11 protein-coding genes are annotated in these 14,238 nt (G+C 59.6%); 8 read left to right on the top strand and 3 right to left on the bottom strand.

The window, feature by feature from the left end; genetic code table 11:
* Nucleotides 1-49: 49 nt before the first annotated feature.
* The 3 genes from QA646_RS12760 to QA646_RS12770 form a co-directional block, all read right to left on the bottom strand.
* Nucleotides 50-931, bottom strand: coding sequence for an NAD(P)-dependent oxidoreductase (locus QA646_RS12760; protein WP_283055810.1), 882 nt, complete (start codon nt 929-931; stop codon nt 50-52).
* Nucleotides 932-1,060: 129 nt separating this feature from the next.
* The gene (gene pyk, locus QA646_RS12765; RefSeq protein WP_283055811.1) at nt 1,061-2,500 is read right to left on the bottom strand and encodes a pyruvate kinase; all 1,440 of its coding nucleotides are present in this window, start codon (nt 2,498-2,500) and stop codon (nt 1,061-1,063) included.
* Nucleotides 2,500-2,988, bottom strand: coding sequence for a DUF1036 domain-containing protein (locus tag QA646_RS12770; RefSeq protein ID WP_028752900.1), 489 nt, complete (start codon nt 2,986-2,988; stop codon nt 2,500-2,502). Before QA646_RS12770 ends, pyk begins: the two co-directional genes overlap by 1 nt.
* 204 nt (nt 2,989-3,192) lie before the next feature.
* Here QA646_RS12770 and QA646_RS12775 point away from each other — a divergent pair, with 204 nt between their 5' ends.
* The 8 genes from QA646_RS12775 to QA646_RS12810 all read left to right on the top strand — a co-directional run bounded on the left by QA646_RS12775 (nt 3,193) and on the right by QA646_RS12810 (nt 14,117).
* Nucleotides 3,193-3,990 (top strand): N-formylglutamate amidohydrolase, encoded by a 798-nt coding sequence (locus QA646_RS12775; protein ID WP_283055813.1) that lies wholly within the window; start codon nt 3,193-3,195, stop codon nt 3,988-3,990.
* Nucleotides 3,991-4,000: 10 nt separating this feature from the next.
* Nucleotides 4,001-4,306, top strand: a complete 306-nt coding sequence (locus QA646_RS12780; protein WP_283055814.1) for a DUF1244 domain-containing protein — start codon at nt 4,001-4,003, stop codon at nt 4,304-4,306.
* A gap of 99 nt (nt 4,307-4,405) precedes the next feature.
* Nucleotides 4,406-4,666 (top strand): DUF2312 domain-containing protein, encoded by a 261-nt coding sequence (locus QA646_RS12785; RefSeq protein WP_028752897.1) that lies wholly within the window; start codon nt 4,406-4,408, stop codon nt 4,664-4,666.
* A gap of 460 nt (nt 4,667-5,126) precedes the next feature.
* Complete coding sequence (gene bcsN, locus QA646_RS12790; protein WP_283055815.1) at nt 5,127-6,113, top strand: cellulose biosynthesis protein BcsN; 987 nt, start codon at nt 5,127-5,129, stop codon at nt 6,111-6,113.
* 57 nt (nt 6,114-6,170) lie between these two features.
* Nucleotides 6,171-8,360: a UDP-forming cellulose synthase catalytic subunit gene (gene bcsA, locus QA646_RS12795; protein WP_283055816.1), complete on the top strand. Its 2,190-nt coding sequence runs from the start codon at nt 6,171-6,173 to the stop codon at nt 8,358-8,360.
* Entirely contained in the window at nt 8,360-10,762 is a 2,403-nt protein-coding gene (locus tag QA646_RS12800) for a cellulose biosynthesis cyclic di-GMP-binding regulatory protein BcsB (protein WP_283055817.1), read from the top strand. Before bcsA ends, QA646_RS12800 begins: the two co-directional genes overlap by 1 nt.
* Nucleotides 10,759-11,808, top strand: coding sequence for a glycosyl hydrolase family 8 (locus tag QA646_RS12805; protein ID WP_283055818.1), 1,050 nt, complete (start codon nt 10,759-10,761; stop codon nt 11,806-11,808). Before QA646_RS12800 ends, QA646_RS12805 begins: the two co-directional genes overlap by 4 nt.
* Complete coding sequence (locus QA646_RS12810) at nt 11,805-14,117, top strand: cellulose synthase (protein ID WP_283058865.1); 2,313 nt, start codon at nt 11,805-11,807, stop codon at nt 14,115-14,117. The genes QA646_RS12805 and QA646_RS12810 overlap by 4 nt, the downstream gene beginning before the upstream one ends.
* The last annotated feature ends 121 nt before the right edge of the window (nt 14,118-14,238 follow it).

Consider the following 14,238-nt stretch of genomic DNA (forward strand, 5'->3'; position numbering starts at 1 on the left):
CCGCCGTGCTTGGCAAGCATGTGCAATAGGCTTCGACTATGTCGCGCCTCTATTTCTCCAGACCCGCATCCTTCGCCGCCAATGCGGCGACTGCCGACCAATCGAGATACTCGCCGCCGTGAGCGAGCAAGGTCAGGAAACGGTCGCGCAGCAGGCTTGCAAGCGGCAGCGGCACGTTCAGCGCTTCGCCGGCGGCGAGTGCCAGGCGGATGTCTTTCTGGCCGAGAGGTGCTGCAAAACCGGCCGGCTTGAATTTGCGATCGGCGATCAGGCCGCCATAGGTCTTGTAGACCGGTGCGTTGAACAGCGTCGACGTCAAAAGGTCGAGATATTCATGCCGGTCGACACCGCCCTTCTCCACCAGCGCCATGGCCTCGCCGAGCGATTCGATGACCGAGGCGATGAGGAAATTGCCGCTGAGCTTGACGAGATTGGCAGCCTTCGGCTCTTCGCCAAGGACGAAGGTGCGCTGGCCGATCGCCTCGAACAGCGGCGTTACGGCTTCGATGGCGCCGGGCTCGCCAGCAGCGGCCACGAAGAGTTTGGCGGCAGCCGCCGCTTCCGGACGGCCGAAGACCGGGGCCGCAATGAAACGCTGGCCGGCAGCCGCATGCTCTCTGGTCAGCCGTTCGGACAAGGCGATACTGATCGTGCTCGAAGAAATATGGATCGCACCCTTGCCAAGGCTCGCCAGCATGCCGCCGTCACTATCAACGACAGCCGACAGCGCATCGTCATTGGCAAGCATAGTGAATACCGCTTCGCCGCCACAGGCTTCGGCCACCGTCGCCGCAATCTTGGCACCCTGGCCGACCAACGCCTCCGCCTTGTCGCGCGTGCGATTATAAACGGCCACCTCATGCCCGGCCTTCAACAGGTTCGCGGCCATGGCGCTGCCCATTTGGCCCAATCCGATAAATCCGATCTTCATTGGAAACTCTCCATCTCAAATCCATCTGGATACTTGGCGGCGATCATTCAGCTTTCAAGCAAAATAGCCCGCTGTTTTTGCAACAGCGGGCTTCGATTATTTCCAATACTGCCAGCAGATATCGGGCGATTACACGCCGGATTGGCCATCCGAGCCGATATAGGCGATGCGCAGCATGTTGGTCGCGCCGGGGGTACCGAGCGGCACGCCGGCCGAGATGATAATGCGGTCGCCGGGCTTGCCGAAGCCTTCTTCGGCGACGATGCGGCAGGCATTGTTGACCATATCGTCGAGGTCGGTGGCGTCATGGGTGACGACACAGTGCATGCCCCAGACCACCGACAGGCGGCGGGCCGTCTGGATGATCGGCGACAGCGCCAGGATCGGAACCTGCGGGCGCTCACGCGAGGCGCGCAAGCCGGTCGTGCCCGACGAAGTGTAGCAGACGATAGCGGCAAGCTTCAGCGTCTCGGCGATCTGTCGGGCGGCGAGCGAGATGGCGTCGGCGCCGGTTGCTTCCGGCTGGGCGCGCTGCGCGTAGATGATACCCGGATAGTGCGGCTCGCGTTCGATCGTGCTGGCGATCGAAGCCATCGTCGAAACGGCCTCGACCGGATAGTCGCCCGAGGCGGATTCGGCCGACAGCATGACGGCGTCGGCGCCTTCGAAGACGGCGGTGGCGACGTCGGAGACTTCGGCACGGGTCGGAACCGGCGACGAGATCATCGATTCCAGCATCTGCGTGGCAACGACCACCGGCTTGCCGGAACGGCGGCAGGCGCGGATAAGCTGCTTCTGAATGCCGGGAACGGCTTCGAGCGGCATTTCGACGCCAAGATCGCCGCGGGCGACCATCAGCGCATCGGAAAGCTCGATGATTTCCTCGATGCGCTCGACGGCCTGCGGCTTCTCGATCTTCGACATCAGACCGACGCGGCCACGCGAAATCTTGCGAACTTCGGAGAGGTCTTCCGGACGCTGGATGAAGGAGAGCGCCACCCAGTCGACTTCGTTGGTGGCGAGCACCGCGTCGAGGTCGGTGCGATCCTTGTCGGTCAGAGCGCCGACGCCAAGCAGCGTATCCGGCAGGCTGACGCCCTTGCGGTCGGAGATCTTCGTGCCGGAAATGACGGTCGTGACAATGCTCTTGCCATCGCACTTTTCGGCGCGGAGGGCGAGCTTGCCGTCATCGATCAGCAACCGGTGGCCGGGTTGAACCGACTCCAGGATTTCCGGATGCGGCAGGAAAACGCGGGTATTGTCACCGGGCGCATCGTTATTGTCGAGCGTGAAGGTCTGGCCGGGCTTGAGATCGACCTTGCCCTGGGCAAACTTACCGACACGCAGCTTGGGACCCTGCAAGTCGGCGAGAATGCCGATCGGGCGGCCACAGCGGGCCTCGACGGCGCGGATACGCTGGATGAGCGTGCGCATCAGGTCATGGCTGGCATGACTCATGTTGATGCGGAAGAGGTCGGCACCGGCCTCATGCAGCTTCTGGATCATCTCCTCTTCGGAGGAAGCCGGGCCGAGCGTCGCTAGGATTTTGACTTTTCGGTTGCGTTTCATCAATTCTGGCTTTCTTGGCTGCCCGGGGTATCGGAGAGCTGAACCATCCAACTCGCCTGACGCCCCGTGTCGTATTCCTTGAATCCCATTTTCTGGTAACCGCGTGCGTAGCAATCTTTCACGCCTGGGATTTTGAATTCATTTTCCGCCACGCACATTTCGATATCGCCCGTCCAGCGGCCGCCGCGAGCTGCGTCTTCTGCGTAGAGGTAATAATAGCGGGACTGAAGCGGCCCTTCGATCAGAGTGGCGCAAGTGGTGGCCGGAACCTGCCACCATCCCTCGGTCACCCAGCCTTCCTTCGCACGATAGCCGATCGCTACACCCACGAGATTCTGCGTACCATTGCAGACGCGGAAATCGGCATGGGCTGCATTTGGCATGAAGAAAAACGGCGCGGCGGCGGCAAGGATGAAAAATGCGAATCGGGCAAGCGGCCCTGACCGCGTAACGAAACTTGGCGCGACTTGGCTGGACACGGCTTCCAATGGGCTCCCGGTTATTCGTTGTTGCGTCTTCTTGCGCTGCCATCCTACGAATGTCAACGCAACTCTAATCGATTATATTTTCTTCACGGAATGGTGGCAGCGCCCTAAGGTCCGCACCTCGCCGATCAAGAGGCCAAGCCTTGCACCTTCCGCCCGCGCATGCAATCAAACAACGGGCTGAAAATGCGGTATTCGACAATCCACATGAATGACTTCACATCTTTTGAAATCATATCCGGCAATCGTGACAAAGGCATGGTCATCCTCGGCGATCATGCAAAGCGGCACCTCCCCGAACGCTACGGACGGCTCGGCCTGCCGGAAACTACCTTTTCGCGGCATATCGCCTATGACATCGGCATCGAGGGGCTTTGCCGCCAACTTTCGGCACGGCTTGGCGTTCCCGCCGTGCTGGGCGGCTTTTCCAGGCTGCTGATCGATCCGAACCGCGGCGAAGACGACCCGACCCTCATCATGAAGATTTCCGATGGGGCGATCATCCCTGGCAATCATCCGATCACCGAGGAAGAGTGGAATTACCGCATCGAAGCTTTCCACCGGCCCTATCACCGCGCCGTGAATGAGACGATCGCATCGGTCGCAGAGGCGACGGGCCGCGCGCCGCTGGTGCTCTCGCTGCATTCCTTCACACCGGCCTGGAAGGGCGTCCCTCGCCCTTGGCATGCGAGCGTGCTCTGGGACAGCGACGAGCGCGCCGTGCTACCGCTTCTTGCAAAGCTCGGCGCCGACACCAATCTCGTTATAGGCGACAACGAACCCTATGACGGGGCGCTGAGAAACGACACCATGTACCGCCATTGCATGGTCACGGGCATTCCGCATGCACTGCTGGAAGTCCGTCAGGATCTGATCGGCGACGAGGCTGGTATCAGCGAATGGGCCGAGCGCCTGGCACCGATCTTTTCGGCGATGAACGACGACCCGGCGCTGCATGAATATAAGCGCTACCCGTCGCGTACCGGCCCGTACGACGAGGCTTGAGGAGATAGAGATGACCGAGCTCACCAAGGAACAGCAGACCGAACTGGAGGCCGCCGCCTTCCGTCGCCTTGTCGCGCATCTGCGCAAGCGCAGCGACGTTCAGAACATCGACCTGATGAACCTCGCCGGCTTCTGCCGCAACTGCCTCTCCAACTGGTATCGCGAGGCGGCCGAAGAAGCGGGCCTGCCGGTGACCAGGGACGAATCGCGCGAAATGGTTTACGGCATGCCCTACGAAGACTGGAAAAATCTGCATCAGACGGAGGCTTCCGCTGTGCAAAAAGCCGCTTTTGAGCAGAACAGGCCGAAGGAATAGGGCCACTTCCATAGAGACGACTTGACCTCGCGCTTCATTCGCGGCAGGTCAACGGCCCATCGAATTCAGGCCTCAAGGCCGCAAGAGAGGATACGACATATGGAAGAAGTGGCCACGACCGGCGAGGTCAACGTAGCGGCGGCGGAACTCCGCCAGTTCATCGAGCGCATCGAGCGGTTGGAAGAAGAGAAGCAGACGATCGCCGACGACATCAAGGACGTGTTCGGCGAAGCGAAAGGCCGTGGCTACGACACCAAGGCAATGAAGACGATCATCAGGCTGCGCAAGAAGGATGCCAATGAACGTCTTGAGGAAGAATCCATCCTTCAGACCTACATGGCCGCGCTTGGAATGGAATGATCACGCCTTTCGGGCGGCCAGCACTCGATAAGGCCGCCTGATACCTTCTTGTCGGTTCGACAAAGCCCACGCTTGCTACCTCCTGCAAAGCTTGGAATTCCTTATTTTCCTCGCAGCCACATTCTTTATAGCTCGATAGCTCGCGCAGATGCGCCCGCCGCTTAAGGAACAAATCTTCCCATTGGCGATCGCTTGGCTCGACCGGACCGCCCCACTCCAGGCAAAGCCGGCCGGCGAAAACCACCTGCAGTCGATCACCTCGCGCAATTATCCAGAAAACGCAAAGAAGTAAGGGAAATCGTCGCTTACGACCTCCAGATTTGCCCCATCCTCCCGTTGTTAACTGATAGTTAACCATAATTGCATTTATGCCAAATATCGATCTCAGGGGCTTGATTTCACAATGCGCCGCGTAATTTGCCCATGAATATAATGATAAACGATTGCCGCGATCCCAAAGATGCACTTAGTCAAGATATTCACGCTCGTAACATTGGCCGCTTTGGGGACCAGTTGCACGACAACGGGCGGAGTGCGGCAATCGGCTGGTCCAGAAACCGTTCCTAATGAGAAAGCATTGGCGTTCCCACCGCCCGGCGGCCCTGCCATCGTCAGCGTGGTCGAACGCAAACATAAGGACGATGTGGAACAGACGATTTCGCTCGCCACGTCATCGTCGGTTCCTGGTCAGAACTTCCTCAAAGTGCAGTTTCTCGGCGGGTCCGGCTCGAACCCGGGACTGGGCAGCACACCGTATGCAATGATCAGCGAAAGTGCGATCTCGCGTGAGATGGCTGCGACGATACCAGGCGTCCGGCTCGCTCGCTCCGCTACCTTCGTGCAGAACAGCTACGGCCCCTTCGGTTATGCTTCCGGCCAGAGCCGGGCGGGCGATACCTGCGTTTACGCCTGGCAGCAAATTCAGGCAGGCCAGTCTGCGCCGGTAGAGCAGCGCAATTTCAGCATGGTGCAGGTCAGGCTCCGGCTCTGTGATGCGCAAGCAAACGAGCGGCAACTTCTGAGCACCGTCTACGGCTACACGATCGCCGGCGGCTTCGAAAACGAAGCCCTGAACCTCTATGGTGCCCCGCGGGGAGCCGATGCTTTGCTTGGTCGCCCGGGCGATCCGATTTATCCGGACGCGGGAGGGTATCGCAACGGAGCGACGCCTATCGGCTACGAAGCCCGCCCCGTCATTCGTCCCGCAATCGTTACCCGTCAGACGACGGTCCAGCCGCAAGCCGTCACTGTGGCAGCGCCTCAAGCAATCGGTCCTCGCGTGCCATTGCCCGATCCGCAAGGCGGCGCTCCCCAGGCAGGTGTCATGACCGCGCCGGCACGGATACCGGGGCAGGTTCAGCCAAGAACGACGGGAACCAACGGTACAATCGTACCATCGCCAGACTGTATCGGCGACGCGGCTACGAACGCTGCCTGCCGGAGATAATGAAACAACTTGGGAGCGTCGACAGGCGCTCGGCTCAGCGCCATTGAAGGGACGTCGATGCATACAGCACGAAGCATTCTGATGTGGATTGCGGTTTCGCTATGCGGGATCGTCCTCATCACATTGCCGGTCAACTTGCAGACTCAACTCATCGCGAGCACCGCTGTCGTTGCCTTCATGGCGATCATCAAGATCCTCAAGGCTCAAGGAACGTGGCGGCTGATCGCGCTTGCTTTCGGTACATCGATCGTGTTGCGCTACGTCTATTGGCGCACGACCAACACCCTGCCACCCGTCAATCAGCCGGAAAACTTCATTCCTGGCCTGCTGCTCTACCTGGCGGAAATGTACAACGTCGCCATGCTGATGCTCAGCCTTTTCATCGTTGCGACGCCCTTGCCCTCGCGCCCCGCCCACGCATCGAAGGTACAGCAATATCCATCCGTCGATGTTTTCGTACCATCCTACAATGAAGACACCAAGCTTCTCGCCAATACGCTCGCTTCCGCCAAGACGATGGATTATCCGGCCGACAAGCTCAAGGTTTGGCTGCTCGACGACGGCGGTACTTTGCAGAAGCGCAACTCCACCAAACTTTTGGAATCGCAGACCGCAATTGCCCGCCACAATGAACTCAAACAGCTTTGTGAAGATCTCGATGTCGAATATCTAACGCGTGATCGCAACGAGCATGCCAAGGCCGGCAACCTCAACAATGGTTTGAAGCATTCGAACGGTGAGCTGATCGCCGTCTTCGATGCCGACCATGCGCCGGCCCGCGATTTTCTGCTCGAAACCGTCGGTTATTTCGAAGACGATCCGAAGCTCTTTCTCGTCCAGACGCCGCATTTCTTCATCAATCCCGATCCGCTGGAGCGCAATCTTCGGACATTCGACAATATGCCCAGCGAGAACGAGATGTTCTACGGCATCATTCAGCGCGGCCTCGACAAGTGGAATGCCGCCTTCTTTTGCGGTTCGGCGGCTGTATTGAGCCGCGCTGCGCTGGAATCCCAGAAGGGCTTCAGCGGGATCAGCATCACGGAGGACTGCGAAACCGCGCTTGCCCTTCATGGCAGCGGCTGGAACAGCATCTATGTCGACAAGCCGCTCATCGCCGGTTTGCAGCCCGCGACCTTTGCGAGCTTCATCGGCCAGCGCAGTCGCTGGGCGCAAGGCATGATGCAAATCCTCCGCTTCCGCTTCCCGCTGCTGAAGCGCGGCCTCACGCTGCCGCAACGGCTCTGCTATATGTCCTCCACGCTCTTCTGGCTCTTTCCCTTTCCCCGCACCATTTTCCTGTTCGCGCCGCTCTTCTATCTTTTCTTCGATCTCGAGATCTTCACGGCATCCGGTGGCGAATTCCTGGCCTACACGCTTGCCTATATGCTCGTGAACCTCATGATGCAGAACTATCTCTACGGTTCCTTCCGCTGGCCGTGGATTTCGGAACTTTATGAATACGTTCAGACGGTGCACCTGCTGCCCGCCGTCGTCTCGGTCATGCTCAATCCGCGAAAGCCGACGTTCAAGGTCACGGCTAAGGACGAATCGATCTCGACCAGCCGTCTATCGGAGATCAGCCGCCCTTTCTTCGTGATTTTCGCCGTGCAGATCCTTGCGGTCGCGGTAACGATATACCGCATCTATGCCGAACCTTATAAGGCGGATGTGACGCTTGTCGTCGGCGGATGGAATATGATCAACCTGATCCTCTCGGGTTGTGCGCTTGGCGTTGTCTCCGAGCGTGGCGAGCGCGCGTCCTCCCGCCGTGTCAGGGTCAATCGGCGCAGCGAATTCGGCGTCAACGGCAAGTGGAATTCTGCCTCCATCGAAGACGTTTCCGTTCACGGCGCGCGGCTGAACGTCTTCAACAAGGAGCTTGATCCGATCGTCGCGGGTGCGGAAGGCGTGCTCCGATTTCAGCCCTACAGCGGCGCGGAAATGGAAACGCTGTCGGTTGTCGTCCGCAACATCCAGCGAACCGGCGAGATAACGACAATCGGCTGCCAGTATGTTCCGAAAGGTGCCCTGGATCATCGTCTGATTGCAGATCTGGTGTTTGCAAACTCCGATCAATGGACGCAGTTCCAGCAAGGCCGCCGCCGCAATCCCGGCATCATTCGCGGAACGATATGGTTTCTGGGTCTGTCGCTTTATCAGACAAGCCGCGGTCTGCTTTATCTTTTCCGCAGTGTGCGATCCGAGCGCGATACGGAGCAGCAAGAGCTAAAGGCGAGCAATTGATGAAAAGCGTCCTTTCAGCGCTGATTTTCCTGCTTGGCGCCGCGATCGCCCATGCTCAGACGGCGCCTTTCGACATGTCCGGTGAACGACCGAAAGGCGCAAAGCCGGTCGTGCCGGAAACAGTGATACCGCGCGCAACTGTACCGCAGGCGACCACTCCACAAGTCGCGACCCCGCAAGCAACCACACCCCGAACAGGCGCACCGCAGACGGTCACGCCCGTAGCGCCGACGCAAAACATTCCGGCGGCAAAGCAGGCCGCTGATTTCCGGCGGTATGTGGTGCCGTTCGCAGATTTTCGGCTGGAAGGCGAATATGATCGGAAATCCTGGTCGATTTACCTCACTCCCGAACAGGCCGCCGCCCCAGCCAAGTTCAATTTCGCCTATCAGAATGCGGTCGTCGTCGCGCCCGAGGCTTCGCAACTGACCATCTTTCTCAACAATCGCGCAATCGGCCAGCAGCAGATCGGCTCGCCGGACAACGCCACTGCGATCAGTTTCGACATTCCGCGCGGTCTGCTGCAGCCGGGCGACAATCTGGTGACCTTCGAAGCGACAGAGCGTCATCGTACCGATTGCAACATCCAGTCGACCTACGAACTTTGGTCTGATATCGATCCGGCAAAGACCTATCTGAGCTTTGGCGAGCAGGATGCACAAAGGCTGTCGAGCACGGACGCCATCCGGGCAATCGGCGTCGATGGTGCCGGCAAGACCGAATTCAACCTCGTCGTGCCGGCTCTGGCGCAGCCGGGTACCACCAAACCGTTGCTGCGACTGGCTCAGGGCCTTTCGCTGCTAAGCGGAATGCCGAATGAAACCTTTTCCTTCAGCACGGACTCGCTACCCCCACCCGGTCCGGGAAAAATGACGATACTCGTCGGGACGCCCGCTGAACTGCAATCGTTGTTTTCGGCACCCGTTGCAGCGCAGACCGCCGCATTGGCAACCTTCGTCAGGGATCCCCGCACGGGCTCGACGATCCTTCTCGTCAGCGGCCCGTCCTGGCAGGCGATTTCCGGCGCAATCGATACCATCGTCTCACCGACCGACAGAGACCCGACCGTCCGCCGCGATACCCTCATAACCCAGCGCTGGACGGCACCGGACGCGCCATTCCTGTTTTCGGATACGAGCCTTTCATTCTCGCAATTGGGCATCAACACGACGGAATTTTCGGGGCGCCGCTTCCACACAAGCTTCAATGTGGCAATCCCGTCGGACTTCTATGCCAATGCCTATGGCGAGGCGACCATCCTTCTTGATGCCGCCTATGCGAAAAGCGTTTTGCCGGGGAGCCATATCGACGTCTATGTCAATGGAAGCATCGCCACGACAAAGCCGATTACCGCGACCGGTGGCGGCATTTTCAGGCATCTGCCCATTCGCGTGACGATGCGCCACTTCAAGCCTGGCCTCAATACCGTGACGCTGGAAGCGATGTTGCTGACCAATGAAGACCAGGCATGCGTGCCCGGCACGACCTCCGGCACAGCGCCACGTTTCGCCCTTTTCGATACGAGCCAATTTCACATGCCGGATTTCGCCAGGGTCGCTCAGCGCCCGAATCTGGCGGCGCTGGCAGGCACGAGCTACCCTTACAACCGTGGTCTCGTGCCGGCCCTCTTCATCGACCGCACCGATCCCGATACCTTATCCGCAACGGCAACATTGCTCGGACAGATGGCAGTCGTCGGCGGGCATCCCATCGACCTGGATCTGATCGCCTCGCCGAGCGGCGTCGGAAACCGCGATGCAATCTTCGTGGGCTCGATTTCACAAATGCCGACGACCACCTTGTCGCAGATGAACATTGCGACGGCCAGCCAGGCATCCTGGCGCCCGGTCACATCGGGGCAAGGCAGCCAACCGGAAACGGCAGTCACGTTCGACGAATGGCGATCGAGAATCGGCGGCGGGGCGTTGCAGCAGCAGATTTCGCTGTTTCAGGATTGGATGCGCCGCAATTTCGATATCTCGCTGAGTTCGTTGCAGTTCATGCCCGGTGCCGAGCGCGTCTTCACGCCTTCGAATGCCAACAGCTTCATGATAGCTCAGGGAAAAAGCGCCACAGGCGAATCCTCCTGGACGATCGTCACGGCACCTTCGGCAAAGGACCTCAGAGCCGGGGTAGAAGCCATGACGTCCCAAGTCGATTGGCCGCAGATTGCCGGTCATATCACCGTTTACTCCAGCAAGACCGGGAAGATCGAGACGGTTCCCGTCAGCCGCTTCGACTTCGTCATGACGCAGCCTTGGTCGTTTACCAACTACCGTCTGATTGCTGCGAACTGGCTTTCGACCAACATTCTGTCCTACGCATTCCTGCTTATCATCTTCTTCTTGCTGATCGGCATCACGACGTCAGGGATTCTTGCAAAGATCGGCAGGCGCGGATGAGGCGCTGGTGCACCATGATCATTGCCGGAGGCATCGCTCTCACGACGATGTGCCAGCCACTTGCAGCCCAACACGCCGCAATCACTCCTGAGGCATGGGCTGCCTACAAGGCGAAATTCCTCGATGCGAACGGCCGCATCGTCGACAATGGAAATGACAATATCAGTCATAGCGAAGGACAGGGCTATGGCTTGCTGCTCGCCTATCTTTCGAACAGTCCCGCCGATTTCGAACAGATATGGTATTTCACGCGGACCGAGCTGCTGCTGCGCGACGATGGTCTCGCCGCCTGGAAATGGGACCCGGCCGTCACGCCCCATGTGACGGATACGAACAATGCCTCCGACGGCGACATGTTGATCGCTTACGCCCTGGCGCTGGCGGGATCGGCATGGAACAAGAAAGACTATTTGGAGGAGGCGGTGACGATAGCGCAGGCGCTGCTTTCGCATGCCGTAATCCACACTGGCGGACGGACGCTGCTACTCCCCGGCATCAAAGGTTACGGGGCCGCTGAACGGGAAGACGGACCTGTCGTCAATCCCTCCTACTGGGTCTATGAAGCCATTCCCGTCATGGCACTCTTGGCGCCTTCCGATGAATGGCAAAAGCTTACGGATGACGGCCTGTCCCTGCTGCGGTCAGTGCAGTTTGGACCGCGAAAATTGCCGGCGGACTGGGTGAGCCTGCGCGCCAAGCCCAAACCCGCTGACGGCTTCGACGCCGAATTCGGTTACAATGCCATTCGCATCCCGCTTTACCTTGCGCGGGCAGGGATTTCCGACAAGGCGCTGTTGACGCGGCTGCAGGCGGGTATGACGGTCGAAGGCGATGAGCCGGCCACGATCGACCTGGAGACAGGCAAGCCAAAACAGCCACTTACGGACCCGGGTTATCGAATTGTTAACGATGTTGTGGCGTGTGTAACAAGCGGGGCGAAGTTGCCCGCTTCGGTTCGGCAATTCGCGCCGTCACTCTACTATCCGTCGACCCTTCAATTGTTGGGCCTGGCTTTCGTCGAGGAGAAACATCCGGAGTGTTTATAAAATCCTCCCTAGTTACGGTTTCTATGGCAGTCGTGGTGGCAGGGCTTGTCGTCACGATGAAAGACCGTGGCAGCCTCGAAGAGGGATTGGGACTGGCCGCGCAAATTCATGCCGATAACCAAGTCACCCAGACCGGAAGCATCAAGCGGGTCGATGTGGCCTTCAACGCGCCACCGATTGACATGAAAGCAGTCGCCGATCGCATTCAGGCGACGGCACCGTCCGCAATTCTATCCGACGCGCCAGTCGCTGCCCAAACGATGTCAGACACACCGGCCGCTGCCCAAGCCGCACCGGACACGCCGGACGCCGTTGCCCAGGCAGCGCCTCAATCGACCACGCCACAGCCCGCGCCGCACTCGAAAGTCGACGAGAGCGCACTTCGCTATTTCGCAAGCCACGGCGACAAGGCCCGGCTTCAGGCCGAAATTTCCCGCCTTCAAGCGCTTTATCCTGATTGGGTGCCACCCGCCGATCCGCTGGCGATCCCGCAAAACAGCGACAAGCAGCTCGAAGCCATGTGGCAGCTCTATTCCGAGGGCCGCTATGCCGGACTGCGCAAAGCCATCGCCGATCGCCAGGCGGCAGAGACCGGATGGCAACCGCCTGCCGACTTGCTGGAACGTCTCGATGTTGCCGAAGCGCGTGCGCGTCTGGTCAACGCCTCCGATCTCAAACAATATGCAACCGTGGTCGACATCGGCGCCAACACGCCGAGCCTGCTCACCTGCAGCGACATCGACATTCTGTGGCGCGTCGCGGAGGCATTCATCAAGACCAATCGGACGGCTCGCGGCGAGGATGCTTACGTCTATATCCTGAAGAATTGCGCCAATCCCCAGGAGAGGCTCGCAACCATACAAAAGGCGTCGGCGCTGCTGTCCTATCAGCCCATGCAGGACCTTCTTGCACTGGAGAAGCCCGACGGCAATGGCGGCCGGGAATTCGACAGCATCCGCACAGACCTTGCACGGTGCTTCGTCGCCGAGGGGGATGACGATCCGAAACTGTCCGTGGCGCCGGAGTACCTGTCTCAAGTCGAACGCGTGGCGGAGACGCAGGGACTCGCATCCGACGCCTTGCTTCTTGGTTGGTATAATCTGCGCCGGGAAAACCACGGCGAAGCGGAAAAATGGTTCCGCGCGGCCCGCAACAAGGACGATTCCGCTTCCGCCTCGCAAGGGTTGGCCTTGATCCTGATCGCCGATCACAAACCTCAGGAAGCTGAAGACGTCATGTATAGATGGCGCAACGATTCCAAGGATGCAACGGCAACTTATCTCGCAGCCACCGCCAATGTGATGGCACTGCAACCGCCGGCCAATCTCAGCGAGGACGTGCTCGGCCGCATGGCCGCCGAAGTTATCGAGAAAAAATACGTGCCCACCGCACAGGAATTCGGCTGGTATGCGCGTTCGCTGAACCAGCCGCAAACCGCCGTACGCTGGTTCGAAACGGCATTGCGCTGGAAACCTGATGATGAACCGTCCGCCTATGGCCTTGTCATCACGCGCAATCAGTTGAATGACCGACAGGGGGTCGCGGAAATTCAACGGCTATGGGCGGGTCGTTCGGAGCGTATCGCCCGGCTCGGCGAGGTTACCCCTCAAGCGCCGATCGGCTCGGCGCCGCTGCCTTCGCCAAATCAAGCGCTGGCGCAGCCGCTTGCAACCTCACCGGCGCCACCTGAGACCGATGTCACCACCCGCCAGCGCACGTCCGCGCGCGCGGGATATAGCGCGCCTGAGACACAAATCACCACGGTTCGACGCAGGGCGCGCGGACCACAGGGCTGTTCCACGACGATCAATGCCGAGCGTCTCGATCCCGCGAATGCTCTGTCCCGCGGCTGGTGCCTCATGGACCTCAACCGTCCGATGGAAGCAGTCGAAGCCTTCGAAGTCGCTTTGAATAACCCTGCCGGCAAGGCCCGCGAAGACGCAGCCTACGGGCAAAGCCTTGCCTATCTGCGCGTAGGGCTCGCGAACAATGCGGCTGTTGCGGCTGCCAAGGCGCCTCTCAGCCACCAGCGCGCCGCCGAGCTGCAGGTTGCCATCCTGGCCGACCGCGCTCTTACGGCATTCTCCGCCAAACGCTATCAGGAAACCCTGATCTATCTCGATCAACGCGCGCAACTGCAGCAGGAACGCATCGATCTGATGGTTCTGCGTGGCTACTGCTATCTCAATCTCAAAATGTACGATGATGCCGAGCGGATATTCAACGCTGTGGCCGCGACTGGCAACAAAGACGGAAATCGCGGCCTCGTCGATCTGAGACTCGCCAGGCATCCCGATCCCAGCGACTGATCTTGCCGATCCGAATTCGCTTCAACTTGCGCGCCACCCCGGCGAGGTTGTCCTCGCCGATCGCCGTGACGAAAACCTCATTGCGACGGCTCCGCGGGATTGTGGTTCGTGACGGGACACT

The sequence above is a fragment of the Rhizobium sp. CB3090 genome, assembly GCF_029714285.1.
In the GTDB taxonomy this organism is placed as follows: Bacteria; Pseudomonadota; Alphaproteobacteria; order Rhizobiales; family Rhizobiaceae; genus Rhizobium.

Excerpts from the sequence above, each read along its gene's own strand:
- QA646_RS12760 (WP_283055810.1), bottom strand. The coding sequence starts at position 931 with ATGAAGATCGGATTTATCGGATTGGGCCAAATGGGCAGCGCCATGGCC.
- pyk (WP_283055811.1), bottom strand. The coding sequence starts at position 2,500 with ATGAAACGCAACCGAAAAGTCAAAATCCTAGCGACGCTCGGCCCGGCT.
- QA646_RS12775 (WP_283055813.1), top strand. The coding sequence starts at position 3,193 with ATGAATGACTTCACATCTTTTGAAATCATATCCGGCAATCGTGACAAA.
- QA646_RS12780 (WP_283055814.1), top strand. The coding sequence starts at position 4,001 with ATGACCGAGCTCACCAAGGAACAGCAGACCGAACTGGAGGCCGCCGCC.
- QA646_RS12785 (WP_028752897.1), top strand. The coding sequence starts at position 4,406 with ATGGAAGAAGTGGCCACGACCGGCGAGGTCAACGTAGCGGCGGCGGAA.
- bcsN (WP_283055815.1), top strand. The coding sequence starts at position 5,127 with ATGCACTTAGTCAAGATATTCACGCTCGTAACATTGGCCGCTTTGGGG.
- bcsA (WP_283055816.1), top strand. The coding sequence starts at position 6,171 with ATGCATACAGCACGAAGCATTCTGATGTGGATTGCGGTTTCGCTATGC.
- QA646_RS12800 (WP_283055817.1), top strand. The coding sequence starts at position 8,360 with ATGAAAAGCGTCCTTTCAGCGCTGATTTTCCTGCTTGGCGCCGCGATC.
- QA646_RS12805 (WP_283055818.1), top strand. The coding sequence starts at position 10,759 with ATGAGGCGCTGGTGCACCATGATCATTGCCGGAGGCATCGCTCTCACG.